Origin of the sequence: Kitasatospora sp. NPDC048722, assembly GCF_040650235.1 — a bacterium.
Classification (GTDB): Bacteria; Actinomycetota; Actinomycetes; order Streptomycetales; family Streptomycetaceae; genus Kitasatospora.
The window spans coordinates 25,807-46,997 of the sequence record NZ_JBEZGX010000054.1 but is presented as its reverse complement, the minus strand read 5'-3'; the positions used below and the strand labels follow the sequence as shown (position 1 = coordinate 46,997).

The window sequence follows — 21,191 nt, the reverse complement described above, 5'->3', positions numbered from 1 at the left end:
GCACATGGGTGTGATCATGGTGAGGCGTGCGGCCAGGGCTTATCCGCCCCCGGTACCGGACGAGCCGGTGGAGCTGGTCGCTCCGCCCGAACTGCCGCGCCAGGGCGGCGAGGACTGGGTGTCGAGCGTCCTGCCGATGCTGGGCATGGGCGGCTCGGCGGTGTTCTTCTTCGCTCCGGGCTCCCAGGGGCCGATGCGGATCATGGGCGGGCTGATGATCGCCTCGACGGTCGGCATGGTGCTCGCGCAGATCGTCCGGGCCCGTCGGGGCGGTTCCACCGCGACGTCCGACGCGCGGCGCGACTACCTCACGTACCTCCGGCAGACGCGGCGCGCGGTGCGCCGCACCGCCGAGCGCCAGCGCGGCGCGCTGCTGTTCCTCAACCCGGCGCCGGACCAGCTGTGGTCGGTCGTCGCGGACGGGCGCCGGCTGTGGGAACGCCGCTCGGGGGACGCGGACTTCGCGCAGATCCGGGTCGGCCTCGGGCCGGTGCAGCTGTCCACTCCCCTGGTGGCACCGCGGACCGCGCCGGTGGAAGAGCTGGAGCCGCTGTCGGCGGCGGCCATGAAGTCCTTCCTGAGCGCGCACGGCACGCTCCAGGACCTCCCGCTCGCGGTGTCGCTGCGCGCCTTCTACCACGTCACGGTGTGCGGCGACCCGGACTCGGTGTACGGCAGCGTGCGGGCGATGATCGCCCAGCTGACCACCCTGCACTCACCGGACGACCTGCTGGTGGCGGTCGCCGCGGCGCCCGGCGCGGCCGGGGAGTGGGAGTGGACGAAGTGGCTCCCGCACAACCAGCACCGCAAGGAGACCGACGGCGCCGGCTCGCGCCGACTGACCGCCACCGGGCTCGGCGAGCTGGAGCTGCTGCTCCAGGACGAACTCGCCGGCCGCCAGCGGTTCGTCCGGGACGCCGCCGCCCCGCCGGACCAGCCGCACGTCGTCGTCGTGATGGACGGCGCCGGGGTGCCGCACGACTCGCTGCTCGCGAGCCCGGAGGGCGTGCAGGGGGTGACCGTCATCGAGGTCGTCCCGGGAGAGCTCGACGAGCCGAGCGGGCACCTGATGGTGACCGTCCGCCCCACCGCGATCGAGCTCCGCTCGGCCTCCGGGGCCACCTACACCGGCGCGCCCGACCTGCTCTCGGCCTGGCAGTCCGAGGCGCTGGCACGGCAGTTGGCGCCGTACCGGATGTCGGCCGGCGGCGACGAGGAGCCGCTGCTGTCCGACCTCGACTTCACCGACCTGATGAACTCCGGCGACCCGGGCTCCTTCGACGTCTCCCGCGGCTGGCGCCCGCGCGCCCGGCACGAGCGGATGCGGGTGCCGATCGGCGTCGGCGCGGGCGGCGAGCACGTGTTCCTGGACATCAAGGAGGCCGCGCTGGAGGGCATGGGCCCGCACGGCCTGTGCGTCGGCGCGACCGGCTCCGGCAAGTCGGAACTGCTGCGCACGCTGGTGCTGGCGCTCGCGATGACGCACTCCTCGGAGGAGCTGAACTTCGTCCTCGCCGACTTCAAGGGCGGCGCGACGTTCGCCGGCATGGCCGAGCTGCCGCACACCTCGGCCGTCATCACCAACCTGGAGGCGGAGCTCACCCTGGTCGACCGCATGCGCGACGCGATCGAGGGCGAGCTGCACCGCCGGCAGGAGCTGCTGCACCGGGCCGGCAACTACGTCAACATCCACGAGTACGAGCGGGCGCGCGCGGCCGGGGCGGCCCTTGACCCGCTGCCCTCGCTGGTGCTGATCATCGACGAGTTCTCCGAACTCCTCACCGCCAAGCCGGACTTCATCGAGATGTTCATCCAGATCGGCCGGATCGGCCGCTCGCTGGGGGTGCACCTGCTGCTGGCCTCGCAGCGCCTGGAGGAGGGCAAACTGCGCGGCCTGGACACCTACCTCTCCTACCGGATCGGTCTGCGCACCTTCTCCGCGGCCGAGTCGCGGGCGGCGATCGGCGCGCCGGACGCCTACCACCTGCCGCCGGTGCCGGGCGTCGGCTACCTCAAGTTCGGCGAGGACGCGATGGAGCGGTTCAAGGCCGCGTACGTCTCGGGCCCCTACCGGGCGCCGGGGCAGCAGCACACCTCCGGTGAGCAGCGGGCCGGCACGCGGCCGGTCCTGTTCACCGCGGCCGAGGTGGAGCTGCCTGAGCCCGCCGAGCAGGAGGAGGCGCAGGCCCCGGAGCGGGACGACGCCCTGGCCGACACGGTGCTCGACGTCTTCGTGCGGCGGATGGCCGGCCAGGGCCCGGCCGCGCACCGGGTGTGGCTGCCCCCGCTGGGCGCGGCGCCGAGCCTCGACCGGCTGCTGCCGCCGCTGCAGGCCGTGCCGGAGCGCGGGCTTGGTGCACCGGGGTACCCGGCGGGCCGGCTGCGGGTGCCGATCGGCGTGGTCGACCGGCCGCGCGAGCAGCGGACGGACGTCCTGGAGCTCGACTTCGCCGGGGCGGCCGGGCACGGCCTGGTCGTCGGCGGCCCGCTCTCGGGAAAGTCGACGGTCGTGCGCACCGCGGTGGCCGCGTTCGCGCTCACCCACACCCCGTTGGAGGTGCAGTTCTACCTGCTGGACCTCGGCGCGGGCGGCTTCCGCGCACTGGCCGGGCTGCCGCACGTCGGCGGGGTGGCCGGGCGGCTCGACGTCGACGAGGTGCGCCGGACGGTCTCCGAGGTGCACGGCGTGCTGAACCGGCGCGAGGAGCTGTTCCGGGCCGCCGGGATCGACACCATCGCGGCCTACCGGGCCCGCCGGGCGGCCGGGCGGCTCCCGGACGAGGCCTTCGGCGACGTGTTCCTGGTGATCGACGGCTGGAACACCTTCAAGCAGGAGTTCGAGGCGCTGGAGCCGGTGATCGCCGACATCGCCCAGCGCGGCCTCGGCTACGGCGTGCACCTCGTCGTCACCGCGGCCCGCTACGCGGAGGTGCGCCCGGCGCTCAAGGACCTGCTGCAGAACCGCACCGAGCTCAAGCTCGGCGACCCGATGGAGTCGGAGGTCGACCGCCGGATCGCGCAGAACGTCCCCGCGCTCACGGGGCGCGGCGTCACCCCGGAGCGGCTGCACTTCCTGACCGGCCTGCCCCGGATCGACGGCTCGTCCGCGGTGGACGACCTCCAGGACGGCGTGGCCGGACTCGTCTCCGCCGTCGCCGGCGCCTGGACCGGCCCGCGCGCGCCGCGGGTGCGGATGCTGCCGGCCGTCCTGGACGGGTACGGGCTGCCGAAGGGCTTCGAGCACCCCGAGCGAGGGGTGGCCTTCGGCGTGGACGAGGCCGAACTGGCGCCGGTCTTCGTCAACTTCGAGACGGACCCGCTGTTCATCGTGTTCGGTGACACCCAGTCCGGGAAGTCCGCCCTGCTGCGGATGCTGGTCAAGCAGATCACCGAGCGGTACACGGCCGACCAGGCGGGCATCGTCGTCGCCGACTACCGGCGTGCGCTGCTGGGGGCCGTCCCCCGCGAGTACCAGGTGGAGTACGCGGCGACGCAGCCCGCGCTGACGAAGGTCGTCGGCATGCTGCGCGGCGCCTGCTCGCGCCGCCTGCCCGGGCCGGACGTCACCGCCGAGCAGTTGCGCGACCGCAGCTGGTACAGCGGCAAGGACATGTTCGTGGTCGTCGACGACTACGACCTCGTCGCGACGGGCTCGGGCAACCCGCTGGCGCCGCTGGCCGAGTTCCTGCCGTTCGCCCGGGACATCGGGCTGCGGGTGATCGTGGCGCGCAGCGCGGGCGGCGCCGGGCGGTCGCTGTACGAGCCGGTGCTCCAGCGGATGCGCGAGCTCGGCGGGCAGGGCGTGGTCCTCTCCGGCAACCGGGACGAGGGGGCCCTGCTGGGGACGGTCAAGCCGCAGGCGCTGCCGCCGGGCCGCGGGCTGTACGTGTCGCGGCGGGCGACCGGCGGGCAGCTGGTCCAGACGGGGTGGCTCCCCGCCGAGTAGTGACGGACGGTGACCAAAGGGGTCGGACCCGCGCGGGTCCGACCCCTCGGCGCACCCCCGGCGTCCCAGGTGTTGAAACGTTACCTAGATCTTTCCGGCGTGGGGCTGCGGTTCCCGCACCCCCGCGCCGGGCCTGCGGGGCCGTCTGGGGGCGCCTGGGCGTGCCAGCATCGGATCGGAGTGCAGCCTTCGAAAGGATGCCCTCAATGCGATGTTCACCTTGGATTCAGGTGCAATGCGGGAGAGGTAACAACTCGGACAATCCGCGCAATGACCGTACGTGATCATCGGATCGCATGTTTATGCCCTTTCCTGCAACGGATTCCGAAGCAGTTCCGGCGTTGACGCAATCATTACGCCCAAGGTTCCATTGCGGCCCGGGAGCGACCGGACCAAGACCCGAGCAACCAGCAAGCGGAGGCGATACCGCTCCCACCCCAGGACCTCACAGAGCCGATCGGAAGCCACATGACCGACACGCTTCGCCAGCCACTCGACGTAGCCCCCACTGCGCACGAGACAGTCGCCCCCCAGCAGCTCAAGCGCTCGATCGGCGTCGTGGGCGGCACGCTGCTCACGCTGTCCTGCGTCACCCCGGCCTCCACGCTCTTCGTGATCGTGCCGGAGCTGTTCTCCAGCATCGGCAGCGCCACCGCCCTCACCATCGCGATCGGCTCGGTGCTGTGCGTCGCCGTCGCCTTCTGCTACTCCGAGCTCGGCACGCTGATCCCCAGCGCCGGCGGCGAGTACGCGATGGTCGGCACGCTGGCCGGGCGGCTGGCCGGCTGGCTGGTCTTCATCCAGTCGCTGATCGTGGTGATGATCGTCCCCTCGGTCATCGCGCTCGGCACCGCCGACTACCTGGCGCCCGTCCTGCACGTCGACAAGCCCATCGCGGGCGCCGCGGTGATGCTGGCCGCCACCCTGGCCGGCCTGCTGGACCTGCGCGCCAACGCCTGGATCACCGGCGTCTTCCTGGTTCTGGAGGTCGTCGCGGCCGGCGTCGTGTCGGTGCTCGGCTTCGCCCACACCAACCCGAACCACCCGAGCCTGCTGCACGGCGTGGTCGCCGGGGACAACGGCGCCACCACCACCGTCGGCATCGGCGCCATCATCGGCGCGCTCGGCATCGCCCTCTTCGTCACCCAGGGCTTCTCCACCGCCGTCTACCTCTCCGAGGAGCTGGAGAACCCCCGCCGCACCGTCTCGCGCACCGTGCTCTGGACGCTCGGCCTCTCCAGCGCCATCATCCTGATCCCGGTCGCGGCCATCACCGTGGGCGCCCCCGACCTGCAGACCCTGGCCGCCGGCGACATCTCGGGCATGGTCACCGCCTGGAGCAACTCGGCGGTCGGCACCTTCATCAGCCTCTGCATCGCACTGGCCATCATCAACGCCGGCATCGTCATGGTCATCCAGAACTCCCGCGTGCTGTTCGCCTCCGCCCGCGACAAGGCCTGGCCCGGGCCGGTCAACAAGGCCTTCGGCACGCTCGGCCGCTTCGGCTCCCCGTGGATCGCCACCCTGGCCGTCGGCCTGCCGGGCGCCGCGCTCTGCTTCGTCAAGGGCGAGCTGCTCAGCAACATCACCGGCGTCGCCGTCACCGCGATGTACCTGCTGGTCGCGGTCGCCGCGCTGCTCTCCCGCCGCGGCCACCACAAGCACGCCGCCGCCTGGCGGATGCCGCTGTGGCCGGCCGTCCCGGTGGTCCTGATCGCCGTCCTGGTCTACGTCATGACCCAGCTGGACACCGAGCCCCTGCTCTGGACCGGCGGCATCACCGCCGCCGCGACCCTCTACTGGCTGTTCTACCTGCGCCCCCGGCAGGACTCCCGCTGGGTGATCAGCCTCCCCGAGGACCAGCAGCAGGCCTGACCCCCACCCCCTCCCCCACCGCGCGGTGCCCCGGGCTTCCCCCCTCGCCCGGGGCACCGCCGTGTCGTCACGTCCCTACTTCCTGACCTTCCACTCCGGGCTCGCCGCGATCGCCTTCAGCTGGTCGAGGGTGAGCAGGTTCTTGCCGTCGGTGTCGTCGACCTCGATGTACGTCCCGTCCGGGTGCAGCTCGGCGGCCCGCGTGTAGGGGAACTTCGGGTCGGACCCGCTGCCGGGCTCGTTCACGACGACCTTGGTGCCGTCGGGCAGGACGGTGGCGTCCTTGAACTGCGCGGCGCGCATCCGGTCCATCTGCTGCTGGGTGTCCGCGTCGCCGAACGGCCGCGACCAGTTCGCGAGCAGGACGGTGATCGAACCCCTGGCCCTGCCCTCGCCGACCAACTGGTAGACGTCGGAGGTGAGGTGGGTGGTGCGGCTCTGGACCGTGACGCCGGCCGGCAACAGCGCGGCCAGGATCGCCTGCTTCTCGTCCGGCGTGACGCCCGGATCCTGCACCGCCGGGTCGATGCCGTTGTACCGGACCGCCGCGACCGCCTTGTCCCAGACCTTGTCGGTGACGATCGCCTTCGCCTGCTCCAGGCTGATCGGCGGGTTGGGGCGACTGTCGGGCGCGCCCTTCTCCTGCGCCGCGTTCCACTCGTTGAAGGAGACCTGGCCGCCGTCCGGGCGGCTCACCGTCGCCCACCACTCCTTGGTCGTGGCGCGGTGGTCCGGGTACTCGTAGCCCTGGGAGAGCATGAGCGTGGAGCCGTCCGGCAGCGTGGTGACGCTGCACGAGTCCAGGTTGGCGAGCTTGAGGTCCGTCGGGCAGGTGCGCTGCTGCTCCTGGCCCTTGTGGAACTTCTGGACCGAGACGCTCATCAGGGACTTGCCCTGGCCGTCGTCGAAGACCAGTTGGGCGTACGGGGTCGTGCTCTTCTCGGTGCCCTCGCCCTTGGCCTCCGCCACCTCGCCCTTGGGCAGCAGCGACTGGAAGGCGGCCAGCATCTCCTTGTCCGTGACGGGGGCGCTCGGCGCCGCCGCCTTCGTCGCCGCCGGAGTGGCGGCCGGGGTCGCGGTGAGGGGGGCGGTGCCCGCGCCGCTCGTCGCCGGGCCGGCCGCGGCCTCGGCCGGGGCGGCGACCGGGGAGCCACCGGTGGCCCCGGAGAGGTAGAACGCGCCGGTGCCGACCAGGGCCAGCGCGGCGGCGCCGCTCACCACGGCGGCGGCGGACCGGCGGCGCCAGCGGCGGCGGCCGAGGTCCAGGCCGCCGGCCGCCAGATCCGCGCGCTCGGAGCGGAAGGCCTCGCCGGTGCGGCTCATGGCGTAGAGCAGGTCGTCCTCGAACGTGTCCGGTTCGGACATGGTTGATCACCGTCTCTTCGGTTCGGATGTCGCCGGTCGGGTGTCGAACGGAGCTCAGCGGGTGGCCAGTTCGGCCAGGGAGTCGCCGAGCAGGGTGCGCAGCCGGGCCAGGGCCCGGGTCGTGCGGGTGCGGACCGCACCGGAGGAGGCGCGCAGCACCTCGGCGGTCTCCTCGACGCTGCGGTCCTCCCAGTAGCGCAGGACCAGCACCGCCCGGTCCTTGGCCGGCATCCGGCCGAGCGCGTCGAGGAGGGTCAGCCGCAGCGTGCTGTCGGCCTCCCTGCCCTCGGGCTCGGGCAGGTCGCCGGTGGGGCGCTCGGTGCTGGAGCGCCGGCGCTGCTGGGCCAGGAAGGTCCGCACCATGACGGTGTGGACGTAGGCCGCCGGGTTGTCGATCCGGTGCCACCCACCCGTCCAGGCGCTGCGCCGCCAGAGGACGTACATCCGGCCGAGGGCCTCCTGCACGAGGTCCTCGGCGTGGTGGGTGTCGCCGCTGGTCAGCAGGCAGGCCGAGCGGTACAGGTGGCCGGTCCGGCTGGACACGAGCTCCAGGAACTCCGCGTCCTTGGCCTCCCGGCCCGCCCCGATCCGCCTCATCTGCGCTGTCCCCCATGGCTCGTGGTCGCTGACACCTCTTGGATGCGGCGACCGGCGCGGGATGTTACAGCCGGGTCGGGGCGGGTTCCGGGCGACGGGTCCGTGGGGGCCGGCCGGGTCAGCCGGCGGTGCGGCGCCGGTGGTCGCGCAGGACGACGACGCCGCCGATCAGCAGCGCGACGAGCAGTGCGCCCGTGCCGAGCACGTAGGTCGCGGTGCGGCGGTCGCGGTCGGCCCGGGTCTCGCCGAGGCCGGCCGGGCGGGGCACGACCGGGGCGGCGGCGAGGCGCACGGGCGCGTCCGGCGAGGCCTGCGCGGGCGGGTCGTCCGGGGCCTTGGTGACGGCCCTCACCGGGTCCACCACGCCCCAGCCGATGAAGCGGTTCGGGCCGCGCTCGGTGCGCTGCGCCGTCTGCTCGATCCACGCCCGCACCTGGGCGGCACTCCAGCCGGGGTGGGCGCCGATCAGCAGCGCGGCCAGCCCGGAGACGTACGGGGCGGCGAAGCTGGTGCCGCTGTCGGCGCACTGGCCACCGCCCGGGACGGTGGAGAGCACGCCGACGCCGGGCGCGGCGACCTTCACGAAGTCGCCGTACTGGGAGAAGGGGGCGCGCTCGTTGTTGCGGTCGGAGGCGCCGACGGCGAGGACGGTGGGGAAGGCGCCCGGGTAGGTGTCGCCCTCCCGGCCGTCGTTGCCGGTGGAGGCGACCACCACGGCGCGGTGCGCCTCGGCGTACTCGACGGCGGCCCTGAGCTCGGCGTAGCCGGTGAAACCGGTGGTGCCCGCGCCGCGGACGTCCTGCGAGATGTTGACGACCCGCGCGCCGGCCCGGACGGCCTGGGTGACGGCGGCGGCGAGGGTGGCGACGTCGCCGTTGCCCGCGCTGTCGTTCTGCCGGATCGAGAGGATCTTCGCGCCCGGGGCGAGTCCGACGAAACCGGTCCGGTCGGAGCGCCCGGCGGCGATGATGCCCGCCACCTTGGTGCCGTGGCCGACCTGGTCGTCCTTGCCGCCGCCGTCGACCCGCTTGCCGCTCTCCCGGTCGACCAGCAGGCTGCCGCCGTCCGTGACCTTGCCGGCCAGCTGCGGGTTGCGGTCGTCCACGCCGGTGTCGACGACCGCGACGGTGACGCCCTCGCCGGTCGTGCGGCCGTGCTGCCACAGCTCGTCGAGCAGCAGCCGCTGCAGCGCCCACGGCACCACCTGCACGTCGGGCGCGGGGGACGGGCACTCGCCGGCCGCGGCCACGCCGGGACCGTCGGCGCGCGCCGGGGCGGCGGCCGGGCCGGCCAGCACCGCGAACGCGGCCAGGGCCGCGGCCGTCCTGCGGTACCCGCGTACGGACACCCTGCCTCCCCTCACGTCGTCCGGCCGCACCCGCGGGCAGGGGCGGGCACCCGGGATCCGGGCACCCGCCCCACGCGTCCGTCCCTCCCGCCGGGAGGAGCAGTCAGGTCCAGGCGTTGGTGTTCTTGGTCTCGGTGGCGCGGTAGCCCTGCGCGGCGGACTCCAGCGAGGCCGCGATCTGCGCGCAGGCCTGCTGGAGGTCGGCGGCCTTGGCGTCCCACTTCGCCTGGTGGGCCCGGTAGCCCTGCTGGGCCGCGCCCTCCCAACTCGCGGAGATCTTGGTGACGCCCTGCTTGAGTTCCTCCAGCAGGTGGTCGATCTGGGCGGCCGAGGCCTTGACCTGCTCGGCGGCGCTGTGGATGGTGTCGAAGTTGACGAGGATCTGGTCGGTCACGATGTCTCCCAATCGAGGATGCGGGCAGTTCGCCGTGCGGTGATCGGTGTCCGGACCGGTTCGCGCGTCCGGGGGCGGCGATCAGCCCTGGGCGCCGCTGAACTGCTGCTGCTGCTGGGCCTCGGTCTCCGCGTAGTACTTGGTCGTCAGCTCGATCGCGTCCTTGATCGCCTTCAGCGACCCGTTGAGGGCGTCGATGTCCTCGTTGAACCGGTGCTGGAGCGCCTTGTAGGCCTCGGCCGCCTGGCCTCCCCAGCCGACGCCGACGTGCTCCACCGTGGTGTTGAGCTTGGTGCGCTCCTGGCCGATCTTGCCGATGACCTCCTCGATGTGCCTCGCGAAGGCCTGCATCTCCTGCGCGGTCATCGTGAACTGGTTAGCGCTCATGCTCCACCGTCCCCCAACAGACAGACACTCCATGCCCGACGGGCCGTCCGACCCGACGGGTCATCACCCCTGTGATGTCCAGGAGCACTGTAGTCGGCATACGCAGCTCACCCAACTCGGAACGCAGAGTAGTCGCCGAACCATGACAGCGGCCCCGGCGGACCAACAACTCCCGCTGGGCACAAGGCTGATCACACGTTCTGCTGCTGGGCCGCAGCTTTGGCGCTGAGCGGCGGGCCGGCCGGCACCAGGTCCGACCACTCGCGGGGGACCGGCAGCGGCTGGACGCCCTGGTAGCCCAGGCGCGCCTGATTGCCGCCGGGCTCGTCCGGCTGCTGCGGCGCCTCCGTCCGGTCCGGCGCCGCGGGAGCCGCCGTACTCGGCTGGGGCGAGGGCGACTCGGGGGCGCCGCCCCGGCCCGGCTGGGCGCCCGGCGACGACGGGCCCCGGCCGCCGTCGCCGTTGGCGGGCACCGAGTAGCGCAGGCCCGTCTCGGTGATCAGGAAGTCGGTGCCGGAACCGCCCGCGCCGTTGTCCGTCGCGCGGTAGAACAGCCCGTGGCCGGGCGTCACATAGGCCGCGCCCGCGCCGTTGTCGTACTTCGCCGGGTACTCCGGGCCCGCCCAGACACTGCGCTTCGGGGTGCGGCCGTCCTCGGAGACGCCGTCGAAGGTGCTGCACACGACGGTGCGCGCGTCCTGCCGGTCCTGCCGGTCGTTCACCGGCGCACCGGACTTGAGCGGCCAGTCGCCGTCCCCCGCGTTCGGCAGCGGGGTGGCCGTGCCGAAGCTCGCGTGGTCGGCCGGGGTCATCTCGTCGTTGCGGGGCTGCTTGTCCGGGTCGTACCTGTACAGCATCTGGTACGCCGGGTTCTGCCGGATCAGCTCGGCCTGGAACGGCGTCACCAGGAACAGCCGGTCCCGGCCGACGACGTAGTTGCGGTCCCGGTAGTGCACCAGCCGGCCGATCCTGCGGTCGGCCTGGTTCTCCAGCGCCACCGTGGAGTTGGCGCCCTGGCTGTCCGCGGCGCCGTCGATCCGCGGGAAGACGACGGCGCTGCCGGGCAGCAGGGTGTCCAGCCACTCGCGCTTGACCGGCTGCGGCACCGCGTTCGGCCCGAAGACCGCGGTGATCAGCGACTTCCGCTCGCGGTCGTCCGCCTGCGGGGAGCCGATCCGGTGGCGGCGGCCCTGCGCGTCGACCAGGTAGGTCCCCGCGTCCCCCGGGCCGGCCCCGGCCCCGGAGGTGACCTGCTGGTCCGCCGCCTGCTGCACCAGCAGCAACTGGTCCGGCCCGAGCACGCGGCCCTTGGCGCCCAGCACCGCGGCGTCCGCGCCCGCCGCCACGAACAGCGCCTGGTCGACGGTCTCCTGTCTGGCGTCCGAACCGGGGCGGTCGCACACGGACCACTTCATCGCCCGGCTCACGTTCTCCTTGCCGGGCAGCTTGTCCGGGGCGTACGGGATGCCGATCGTCGGACCGTGGTTCGGGTAGCGGTCGAGCACGTCGTCGTCCACGACCACCACCTTCGCGCCGGCCGGCAGCACCAGCCGCGCCGAGGACATGTTCAGCACCTGGTGCAGGCGCTTCGTCCGCCCGTCCGGGTCCGTCAGCACCACGTACCGGGTGGTCGACCCCTTGCCCTGGACCACGTTCTGCCCGTCGTCCCAGTGCAGCGGGGCGCTCGGGCGGAACACCCCCCACACCCCGAACCCGGCCACCACCACCGCCCCGACGACCAGGCTCGGCAGCACCGCCCGCAGCGGACGCGGCGCGTCCTCGTCGCCGCCACCGCCACCCGGCAGCAGGAACGCGCCCACCATCCGCCTGCGGGCGAAGGTGTACGCGTTCAGCTCGTCCCGCCGCGATGCCATCCTCGTCGTCTCCCCTGTCCGACCGGCCCTGCCCCCGTGTCCGCCATCGCGGGCGAGAACGCGCTCGAACCCTCTACGATGCGGCAGCGGACGATGAGTACCGTACGGGCACGGTCCGTGAACGAGCCAGCGGGCCGGTCGATCGAGCAGTGGGGGTCAGCCGGGGGATGCCAAGCCAGACCGCTCCGGGACGACGTGGCACGGCATCGGGCGGGCAGCCGCCCACCGGCGGCGGACGACCCGCCGCGGTCCGTGTCCACCCGTCGTCCGCGCTGCCCGGCGGCCGCCGGCTGCTCCGTCGACTCGTGCTGGTCGAGGCCGCCCTGGCGCTCGTCGCGGTCGGCTGGACGATCGGCCGGACGGCCACCGCCGTGCTCGGCGCACTCGGCCTCGCCGTGGTCCTGGCCGGCCTCGTCCCGCTGCGCGGCCGGACCCTACCGGAGCTCGTCTCGGCCCGATCCGCACTCAGGTCCCGTCTCAGGGAGGCTAGTTCGACCCTGCCTCCGGCGGACGCCGACCCGACGCTCGCCCCGGTGCTGGAACTCGAACCGGCCCTTCGCACGTACACCCACGCCACCGAGGCCGACTTCGGCGGACGGACGGTGCGCCGCGAGACCGGCATGGTCGGCGACGGCACCTTCCTCGGCTCGGTGCTGCTGGTCCAGTCCAGGGACCGCCCGCTGCGCCCGGCGCGCGGCGACCGGCCGCTTCCGCTGGACGTCCTGTGCTCGGCGCTGCGGGTCGACGACATCACCCTGGAATCCGTCCAGCTGGTGCAGTTCACCCAGCCCGCCCCCGCCCCGCACCTGCCCGAGCAGTCGCTCGCCGCCCGCGCCTACCGCGAGCTGCCCGGCGGCCCCACGACCCCCGGGCTGCGGCTCACCTGGGTGGCGCTCAAGCTCGACCCGGAGCGCGCCGCCACCGCCGTCCGGGCCCGCGGCGGCGGCGAGGAGGGCGCCCGCAGGGCGCTCCAGCGGGTGACCGACCAGCTCGCCGAACGGCTCGACGGCGCCGGGTTCCGCGCGACGGCGCTGGACGAACGCGAGCTGATCGCCGCACTGGCCACCGCCGCGTGCGCCAACCCGCTCGCGGCGGCCGGGCTCCAGGGCAGCGGCGGTGGCACCGGTGCCACCCGCCGGACCCGGGAGGGCCGCCGCCACTGGCGGATCGACGACCGCTGGCACTGCACCTACTGGATCTCCCGCTGGCCCCGCCTCGGCCACCCCGGCGGGCCGCCCCTGCCCGAGCTGGTCAACCGGCTCACCGGCGCCCCCGCACTGGCCGGCACCCTCAGCCTCACCGTCGGGCACGGCAGCGGCGGCTCCGTCACCCTCACCGGCCACCTGCGGCTGACCGGACGCAACGAGGCCGAACTCGCCACCACCTGCCACGAGGTGGAGTCCCGCGCCCGGGACGCCGGCCTCGGCCTGAGCCGGCTCGACCTGGAACAGGCGCCCGGCGTCCTGGCCACCCTGCCGCTGGGAGGAACCGCCTGATGGCCCACCCGACCCGCCCGTACCCCGCCACCGCGCAGCCGCGCCCCCGGCCCCGGATCCTGCCCGGCTTCGGCCTCCGCGGCCCCCGCCGGGACAAGCACGTGCTGGCCACCGCGGACCTGGGCGCGCTGGCCCTCCCCGTCGGCGACGACGGCGTGCTGATCGGCGTGGACGTCCAGGGCCGGCCCTCGGTGCTGGGGCTGTTCCGGCCCGGCGCCCACGACCTGGTGCTCGTCGGCGGCCTGTGGACGGCCCAGCTGATCACCCTGCGGGCCGCCTCGACCGGCGCGCGCGTCGCGGTGGAGACCGGCCGCCCGCAGGCCTGGAGCGCGCTGGCGCGGGCCGCGGGCGGCGGGCAGCCCTGCCTGACCGTCCACCAGGCCGGCCGGCTCGGCCCGCAGGGCGCGTCCGTCACCTCGCCGGTTCTGGTGGTGCGCGACCTCACCGCCCGCCCGCCGCGCAGCCGGCTGTCCGCCGCGCCCTGGCAGACCACGCTGACGGTGCTGCCCTGGCTCCTGCCGGAGGCCGCCCGGCTCGTCGGCGCCGCCGACCTCGTCGGGGTGCAGCGGGTGCAGCCGGAGGAGGCCGGGATCCTGCGGCGCGCGCTGTCGCTGCCACCGGAGGACGTCGCCGCGCTGCCCGCCCTCGGCGACGACCTGACGCTCTGGACGACGCGGATGCACCGTCAGTACGTTCGGGCCGTGGCCGGGCAGGCGGAGCTGCAGCTCCTGGGCGCGCCGCGCCGGGTGGACCCGCCCGCCTGAGCGGTGCGGCCGACCGGCCGGGATCGGAGTCCGCCTACAACGACGTCGGCCGTACGGCCTAGTCTTGAGGCGGCAACGGCACCGCTGAACAAGCGGCGGCGAACACGAGGGAGCCCTAGTGAGCAGCGATCGGGACGGCGTCTACGTCGGCCACAACGCGGCGGAGGACGACGACGACTGGTCCGACGCCCCCGACTACACTCCCCCGTCCTGGTACGTGCGGACGGACGGCGCGGCGGCACCGGCCGAGCCGGCGGCTCAGGGCACCCCGGACGCGGAGGGCCCGGCCCAGGCCCCGGCCGTCGTGCCGCCGCCGGCACCGGCTCCCGCCCCGCTGTCCTTCCCCGCCCCGGTGAGCGAGCCCGCACCCGCCCCCGTCGCCGAGCAGTCGCCCGCACCCGCACCGGTCCCGGTGGCCGCGCCGGAGCCGGCGCCCGCCGCGGCCGAGGCCCCGCACGCCGCCTTCCCGCCGCCGGCCCCGGTCCAGCACGAGCAGCAGCCGCCGGCCGTCGCCCCGGGCTGGCCCCCGGCGGCCCCGGTCGCGCACCAGCAGCCGGCCCCGGCCGCGCAGCAGCCGTACGCGGAGCCGCAGCCGTTCCCGGACGCGCACGCCGCCGTGCCGCCGGTGCAGCCCGGCCCGCCGGCCCCGCCGCCGTCCTTCGCGCAGCCGCCCGCCGCCGCCCCCCAGGACCCGCAGGCCGCCGCGTGGGCCGCCGCCCAGCAGGCCGCGGCCCAGGCGCAGCAGCCCGCCCAGCCGCAGCCCCAGCCCGCACCGGCACAGCCCGCCCCTGCTCAGCCCGCCCCTCCGGCCGCGCCGGTCGACCCGCGCCAGGGCGGCTGGCCACAGCCCGCCGCCTACCAGCAGCCCGCCCCGCCGACCCAGCCCGGCCCCGCGCAGCCCTGGCCGCAGCAGGCCGGCGCCCCGGCGCCCGCCGGGTTCCCGCAGGGCCCCGCCCCGCAGCAGGCCGCGCACGGCGCCCCGCTCGGCTACACGGCCGCCGTCGAGCTGTCCTCGGACCGCCTGCTGCGCAGCCAGCCCAAGCAGCAGCGCCAGCAGCCGCGGTTCCAGTTCGGCGGCAAGGCCGCGGCGGCCGAGAAGGGCCGCAAGCTGGAGATCATCCGCACGCCGGTGATGAGCTGCTACAAGATCGCCGTGATCAGCCTCAAGGGCGGCGTCGGCAAGACCACGACCACCACCGCGCTCGGCGCGACGCTGGCCAGCGAGCGCCAGGACAAGGTGATCGCGATCGACGCCAACCCGGACGCCGGCACCCTCGGCCGCCGGGTCAAGCGCCAGACCGGCGCGACCATCCGCGACCTGGTGACGGCCATCCCGCACCTGCGCAGCTACATGGACATCCGTCAGTTCACCTCGCAGGACCTGCACTCGGGCCTGGAGATCCTGGCGAACGACGTCGACCCGGCCGTCTCGACCACCTTCAACGACTCGGACTACCGCCAGGTCATCGACGTGCTGGGCCGCCAGTACCCGATCATCCTGACCGACTCCGGCACCGGCCTGCTGTACAGCGCGATGCGCGGGGTGCTCGACCTGGCCGACCAGCTGATCATCGTCTCCACCCCCAGCGTGGACGGTGCCTCCAGCGCCTCCACCACGCTCGACTGGCTCTCCGCGCACGGCTACGCGGACCTCGTCCAGCGCAGCATCACGGTGGTCTCCGGGGTGCGCGAGACCGCCAAGCTGATCAAGGTCGAGGACATCGTGGCGCACTTCCGGACGCGCTGCCGCGGCGTCATCGTGGTGCCGTTCGACGAGAGCCTGGCGGCCGGCGCCGAGGTCAACCTCGACATGATGCGCCCCAAGGTCCGCGAGGCGTACTTCGAGCTGGCCACCCTGGTCGGCGAGGACATCATCCGGGCCCAGCAGGCCGCCCAGCAGCAGGGCGGCTGGCAGCAACAGGCCCAGCAGCAGGCCCCGCAGCAGCCGTACGCGCAGCAGCAGCCCGGCCAGCCGCAGCCCTACCAGGCCCCCGCCCAGCCGTACCCGGCACCGGCCGCCCAGCCGGCCCCGGGCACGCCGTGGGCGCCGCAGCCCGGCCAGACCCCGCCGCCGGGGACCTACGGCTACCCGCAGCCGGGCCAGACCCCGCCCCCCGCCGGGTACGGCTACCCGCAGCCCCACCCCGGCGGCACGCAGCCGCCCGCGCCGGAGTGGCCCCAGCCCGCCGCTCCGCACCCGGCCCCGCCCGCGGAGCCGGACGGGTACCAGCCGCCCCCCGGCTACGGCTACCCGCCGCAGCCCCCGCAGTGACACCGAAGGGCCCGCCGACCAGGTCGGCGGGCCCTTCGCACGGGCCGGCTCCATCGCACAGGCGGGCCCCCGCGCAGGCCGGGCGGCGCGGCTCAGACGCCGTCGGTCAGCTCACGGGCCTGCTTGACGTCGTCGGCCATGCGGTCGAGCAGCGCCTCGATCGAGTCGAACTTCTCCATCCCGCGCAGGTAGGCCAGGAAGTCGACGGCCACGTGCAGCCCGTACAGGTCCAGGCCGACCCGGTCGATGGCGTACGCCTCGACGGTGCGCGCCGTGCCGTCGAACGTCGGGTTGGTGCCCACCGAGATCGCGGCCGGCATCCGCTCGCCGTCGGCGGTCAGCCAGCCCGCGTACACACCGTCGGCCGGGATCGCGCTGTGCGCCACCGTCTCCACGTTGGCGGTCGGGTAGCCGAGCTCGCGCCCGCGCTGCGCCCCGCGCACCACGACGCCCTCGACCCGGTGCGGCCGGCCGAGCACCTCGCCGGCCCCGGCCATGTCGCCCGTCTCGACCAGGCGGCGGGTCAGCGTGGACGAGAACGGCTCGCCCGCGCCGGCCGTGCCGCTCACCTGGAGGTCGACCACCTCGACGTCGAACCCGGCCGCCCGGCCCAGCTCGGTGAGCAGCGCCACGTCACCGGCGGCCCGGTGTCCGAAGCGGAAGTTGGGGCCCTCGATGACGACGCGCGCGTGCAGCGCGTCCACCAGCACCTGCCGGACGAACGTCTCCGGCGACTCCTGCGACAGCTCCGGGGTGAACGGCAGCACCAGCACGGCGTCCACGCCGAGGCCCGCGATCAGCTCGGCGCGCCGGGCCTGCGGGGCGAGCAGCGCGGGGTGGCTGCCCGGGCGGATGACCTCGCGCGGGTGCGGGTCGAACGTGACGACGACGGACGGGACGCCGAGCTCGCGGGCCCGCTCGACCGCCCGTCCGATGATCAGCTGATGTCCGCGGTGCACCCCGTCGAACGAGCCGATGGTGACGACGCTGCGTCCCCAGTCACCGGGGATCTCCTCCAGGCCACGCCAGCGCTGCACCCTGACCGCTCCTTGTTCCGTACGGCGCGTACCTTCTGTACGCTCAAACGCTCAAAACCCGAACCCCTATAGCGTGCCATGCGCCTGCCCCTGCTCAGGCACCGGAATGCGGGTTGAGCGCACCACACGTTCGAACGGTGTCCGCTCCGCCTCCGCGGCGGCGTACTGCGGGTCCCGCCCGGCCCTCACCAGGGCCCGCATCCGGGCCAGCCGGGGGCCGTCCGGCGGGGTCGGGGCGGCGTCCGGCGGCCACTGCGCCAGCAGCTGGGCGAACGCCGCCGAACGGCCGGCGCAGCGCACCAGCAGGTCGTCCGCCCCCGGCAGCCCGGGGGTCGCCCGGGCCAGCACCGCACGGGCGCGGGCCGGCTTCTCGGCCGCGCAGTGGTCGGCCAGCCGCTCGACGGCGGCGGTCAGCACCGCCGGGTCGTTCTCGGCGGCCAGCAAGGTGTCGAGCAGCTCGCAGCGCAGCGCGTCGGCGGCCGGATCGGCCACCGGCACCGACAGCACCTCGGCGAACGGCTGCCGGACCGCCGCCACTCGTGCGGCCAGCGCACCGCCCAGCAGCAGCCGCAGCTCCAGCCGGGCGGCCGGGCCCGCAACGGCGGCGCGCTCCAGACGACGGCCCAGGTAGTCGGCGGCGACCGGCCCGGCCAGCGCGGGGCGCTCCCGCAGCAGCCGGGCGGCCAGCTCGGCGCCCCGCCGGGTGGCCACCGGGGCGCCGGCGTCGGCGAGCACCCGCAGGGTCTCGGCGACGGGCGCGCGCGGCTCGGCCAGCCGGTCGGCGAGCGCGGCCAGGACGGGCTCCGGGTCGCTCTCCAGGGCCGGGGCCAGCGACCGTGGGGTCAGGAACGCGTCGGTGCCCGCCCGGTGGAGCTCCAGCGCGGCCGGGAGGTACCCGGCCCGGCTCCGCGGATCGCCGACCAGAAGCGCCAACGCGGCGCCGTGCAGCGCGGGTTCGTCCTCGCGGGCGAGCAGGGTCAGCGCGGTGTGGCGCAGCAGTTCGAGCCCGGCCCCGGACGCGTGCGGGGCGGCGCGCAGCGCGTGCACGGCGGCGGCGACGTGCCGCTCGGGCCGCCGGTCGTGGCTCCAGCGGTCCACCGCGCGGCACAGCGCCGACGGCTCCTCGGCGGCCAGCACGGTGAGCAGCGCGTCCGCCCCGGGGTGGGCGGCGTCGGCCAGCGCGTCGGCCAGCTCGTCCAGGGCGAGCCTGCGGTGGGCGTGGAGCAGGTCGTGGGTGAGGTCTGCCACGCTGCGACACCCCGTGCTGCCGGGAACGCCCGGCAGGCCCCGCCGGTCGTCGAACCACGCGCAGAGCAGCGGGAACACGGCCGCCGGGTCCGCGCGCAGCCGCCCGGCGACCGCCACGAGGAACGGCTGCCCGGGACCGTCCGCGACCACCAGGCGCCGCAGCAGGGCGAGTTCGTCCTCGACGGACAGTCCGAGCCCGGTCCAGAACGCCGGGCCGAACCGGCCCAGCCCGTCCGCCGGGAGCGCGTCGAACCCGCCGTCCCGCGCGGCGCGTTCGGCGATCCGGCCGGCCAACTGCTCCAGCAGCGCGCGGTGTTCGGCGACGTCCGGACTGGCCGCCAGCCCCGCCGCGAGCAGCCGGCCCGCCCACCAGGCCGGTTCGCTGCCCGGCGGGCGCAGGTCCAGTGCCCGCCACAGCCGGTGCAGCCACGGGTCGAGGGCCGGCGCGCCCCACGTGTCGGCCACCCGGCGCAGCGCCGCCGCCACCGGGCCGATCCGGTGCCGGGCCACCGCGCGCGCCCCGGCCGCCGGGCGGGCGTCCTCGTCCTCCCGGTCCTCCCCGAGCAGCAGCCGCAGCGCCGCGTCCAGGTCGAGGTGCAGTCCCTGCAGCCAGTCCGCGAACTCCCCGTGGGCGAACCGGACCCCTGGCCCGGCCGACACGAACAGGCCCTCCGCGAGCACCGCCCCCGCCCAGCCGCCCGCCACCGGGAACAGTTCCTCGAACCCGGCCCGGCCCAGCCCGCCCTGGTCCGCGCCGAGCATCCGCCGGGCCGCCTCGTGCACCCGCCCGGCCACCGCCGCGGCCAGCCGCCGCACCCGCCCGGCGGACGGCCCGGCCGGGCGCACCGCGCCCTTGCGGTGCGCCCCGGGGCGGCGCGTCCGGCCCTCGCCCGCCGGCCACAGTGCCAGCTGTTGCGCCACCCGCAGGCAGCGCAGGTCGAGGTACGCGCCGAAGAGCTCGCTCCGGTCCGCGGGCTCCCCCGCCAGCTCCAGCGCCCACAGCTCGCCGGCCAGCCGCACCGCCAGCGGGTGCCGCGCGTCGGCGGCGCCCGGCCGGCCCGGCGGCAGCCCGTACCGGCGCCGGACGCGCTCCGCCGCCTCGGGCGGCAGCGGCCCGAGGTGGTGCACGGCGAGGCTGGGCGGCCGTGGGCGGACCACCCGTACGGTCGGGGCGCTGGTCAGGTCGCCGTTCGCGGCCTCCTGATGCCGCTCGTCTGGGTCCCGGCGGTCGGCGGGGTCGTCGCCGTCGCCCGGCTCGCTCCACTCCCCCGCGGCCGGGGTCTGCCAGTTCTCCTCCCCGCACGCCGTCAGCAGCCGGGCCCCGCAGCCCGTCAGCCACTCCCCCGCGGCCCGCAGCCAGGCCGCGCCCGGCGCCACGGGGGCCTCCTCCGGCCCGTCCAGGACGACCAGCAGCGGCCGCCCCGCCGCCGCGCACAGGGCTGCGACGGGCTCCGGCGCGGGCGCCGCGACGCCCAGGTCGGCCGCCGCCCCGGCCAGCGCCCGCTCCAGCGGCTCGGCGAGCGAACGGTCCTCGGCCCGCAGGTCCGCGCCGCGCAGCCAGAGGGTGGGCAGCGGGCGGGCACCGTCGGAGCGGCGCACGGCGAGGGCGGCGAGCTCGGTGCTGCGACCGCTGCCCGGCGCACCGACGAGGACGGTGACGGTGGCCGCCGGGGCGTCCCCGGCGAGGCCGTCCGGCCGGTCGACCCGGTCGGCGGCGAGCCCGGCCACCCGGCCGGGACCGGCCCCGGCGGAGCCCAGCTGGACGCCGGCCAGCCGCAGCACCCCGGCGAGGTTGAGCGCGGGCCCGTACGCGGGCACCGCCGCCGCGTTGCGCGCCGTCAGCCCGGCCAGCTCCGGCGCGGGCGCCACCCCGCCGGCGGCGGGCACGGCCGGCAGCGCGCCGCCGTGCCACGACCCGCCCAGAGCGGGCGCGGCCAGCCCGACCACCGCGCCGCTGCGGGCGTCCAGCACCGGTGACCCGGCCGGCACGGCGACGCCCCCGAGCACGGGGACGTCGAGCAGCAGCACCCCGCGCAGCAGGTGGACGCGGTCGGGCGCCGCGTACCCCGCGCCCGTCACCCCGAGCACGCCGCAGCGCAGCCCCACCACCCGTCCGTCCTCGCCCGCGAGCCCGGGCAGCAGCACCTGGCACCCGGCCCCCGCGGCCGCGACCGGCAGCGGGGGCACCGGCAGGCCGCCGACCGCGTCGGTGCGCAGCAGCGCCAGCCCGTGCGCCGGCAGCGGCAGCACGCTGTCCGGGCCGAGCACCCGGGTCTGCCCGCCGGGGGTGTGCAGCACCACGCGGTCCAGGCCCGCGACGCACTCGTGGGAGGTCAGCACGGTGCCCTGCGGGTCGGCGACGAACCCTAAGCCGTGCAGCCGCCCGTTGAGGTCGCGGATCCGCAGCAGGTACCGCCCCGGATCACCCGCCGTGTCGCCGTCCAGGAATCCCGGCACGCGCCTGTCCTCCCCCGTGAAACCGCCCTCGTCCGACGCCCGGAGACCTGCCCGTCCCGGGGACGGCCCGACCGCCCACGCGCCGCTCACCACCGGCTTTCACCTCGCGCGCTCCCACGGACGGATGAACC

The 21,191-nt window shown here is 75.6% G+C and carries 13 protein-coding genes; 5 read left to right on the top strand and 8 right to left on the bottom strand.

Annotated features, from left to right (window positions below; translation table 11 throughout):
• The first annotated feature begins 4 nt into the window (after positions 1–4).
• Together eccCa and AB0C76_RS31525 are read left to right on the top strand one after the other, a co-directional pair.
• A complete protein-coding gene (eccCa, locus tag AB0C76_RS31530) occupies positions 5–3,946 on the top strand; it encodes a type VII secretion protein EccCa (protein WP_359972138.1) in 3,942 nt (1,313 codons plus the stop codon).
• A gap of 468 nt (positions 3,947–4,414) precedes the next feature.
• Complete coding sequence (locus AB0C76_RS31525; protein WP_359972136.1) at positions 4,415–5,821, top strand: APC family permease; 1,407 nt, start codon at positions 4,415–4,417, stop codon at positions 5,819–5,821.
• Positions 5,822–5,896: 75 nt separating this feature from the next.
• On the opposite strand, the gene AB0C76_RS31520 is transcribed toward AB0C76_RS31525, so the two are convergent.
• The 6 genes from AB0C76_RS31520 to eccB form a co-directional block, all read right to left on the bottom strand.
• Positions 5,897–7,186 carry a hypothetical protein gene (locus tag AB0C76_RS31520; RefSeq protein WP_359972134.1) on the bottom strand — a complete coding sequence of 430 codons (1,290 nt, stop codon included), beginning with the start codon at positions 7,184–7,186 and terminating at the stop codon, positions 5,897–5,899.
• Between the two features lie 54 nt (positions 7,187–7,240).
• The gene (locus AB0C76_RS31515) at positions 7,241–7,783 is read right to left on the bottom strand and encodes a SigE family RNA polymerase sigma factor (protein WP_359972132.1); all 543 of its coding nucleotides are present in this window, start codon (positions 7,781–7,783) and stop codon (positions 7,241–7,243) included.
• 118 nt (positions 7,784–7,901) lie between these two features.
• Complete coding sequence (mycP, locus tag AB0C76_RS31510; RefSeq protein ID WP_359972131.1) at positions 7,902–9,131, bottom strand: type VII secretion-associated serine protease mycosin; 1,230 nt, start codon at positions 9,129–9,131, stop codon at positions 7,902–7,904.
• Between the two features lie 103 nt (positions 9,132–9,234).
• On the bottom strand, positions 9,235–9,525 hold the full coding sequence (locus AB0C76_RS31505) for a WXG100 family type VII secretion target (protein ID WP_359972129.1): 291 nt from the start codon (positions 9,523–9,525) through the stop codon (positions 9,235–9,237).
• An 81-nt stretch (positions 9,526–9,606) separates the two neighbouring features.
• On the bottom strand, positions 9,607–9,912 hold the full coding sequence (locus AB0C76_RS31500) for a WXG100 family type VII secretion target (RefSeq protein ID WP_359972127.1): 306 nt from the start codon (positions 9,910–9,912) through the stop codon (positions 9,607–9,609).
• A 191-nt stretch (positions 9,913–10,103) separates the two neighbouring features.
• Entirely contained in the window at positions 10,104–11,786 is a 1,683-nt protein-coding gene (gene eccB, locus AB0C76_RS31495) for a type VII secretion protein EccB (protein ID WP_359972125.1), read from the bottom strand.
• Between the two features lie 167 nt (positions 11,787–11,953).
• Between eccB and eccE the strand changes: the two genes are divergently transcribed.
• The 3 genes from eccE to AB0C76_RS31480 all read left to right on the top strand — a co-directional run bounded on the left by eccE (position 11,954) and on the right by AB0C76_RS31480 (position 16,318).
• Positions 11,954–13,282 carry a type VII secretion protein EccE gene (gene eccE / locus AB0C76_RS31490; protein ID WP_359972123.1) on the top strand — a complete coding sequence of 443 codons (1,329 nt, stop codon included), beginning with the start codon at positions 11,954–11,956 and terminating at the stop codon, positions 13,280–13,282.
• The gene (locus tag AB0C76_RS31485; protein ID WP_359972121.1) at positions 13,282–14,046 is read left to right on the top strand and encodes a hypothetical protein; all 765 of its coding nucleotides are present in this window, start codon (positions 13,282–13,284) and stop codon (positions 14,044–14,046) included. The genes eccE and AB0C76_RS31485 overlap by 1 nt, the downstream gene beginning before the upstream one ends.
• Positions 14,047–14,164: 118 nt before the next feature.
• Positions 14,165–16,318 carry a MinD/ParA family protein gene (locus AB0C76_RS31480; RefSeq protein WP_359972119.1) on the top strand — a complete coding sequence of 718 codons (2,154 nt, stop codon included), beginning with the start codon at positions 14,165–14,167 and terminating at the stop codon, positions 16,316–16,318.
• Positions 16,319–16,410: 92 nt separating this feature from the next.
• Here the strand turns inward: AB0C76_RS31480 and AB0C76_RS31475 are convergent, their stop codons facing one another.
• The gene (locus AB0C76_RS31475) at positions 16,411–17,355 is read right to left on the bottom strand and encodes a bifunctional riboflavin kinase/FAD synthetase (RefSeq protein ID WP_359972117.1); all 945 of its coding nucleotides are present in this window, start codon (positions 17,353–17,355) and stop codon (positions 16,411–16,413) included.
• A 66-nt stretch (positions 17,356–17,421) separates the two neighbouring features.
• Positions 17,422–21,060, bottom strand: a complete 3,639-nt coding sequence (locus AB0C76_RS31470; protein WP_359972115.1) for a serine protease — start codon at positions 21,058–21,060, stop codon at positions 17,422–17,424.
• Between the last annotated feature and the right edge of the window lie 131 nt (positions 21,061–21,191).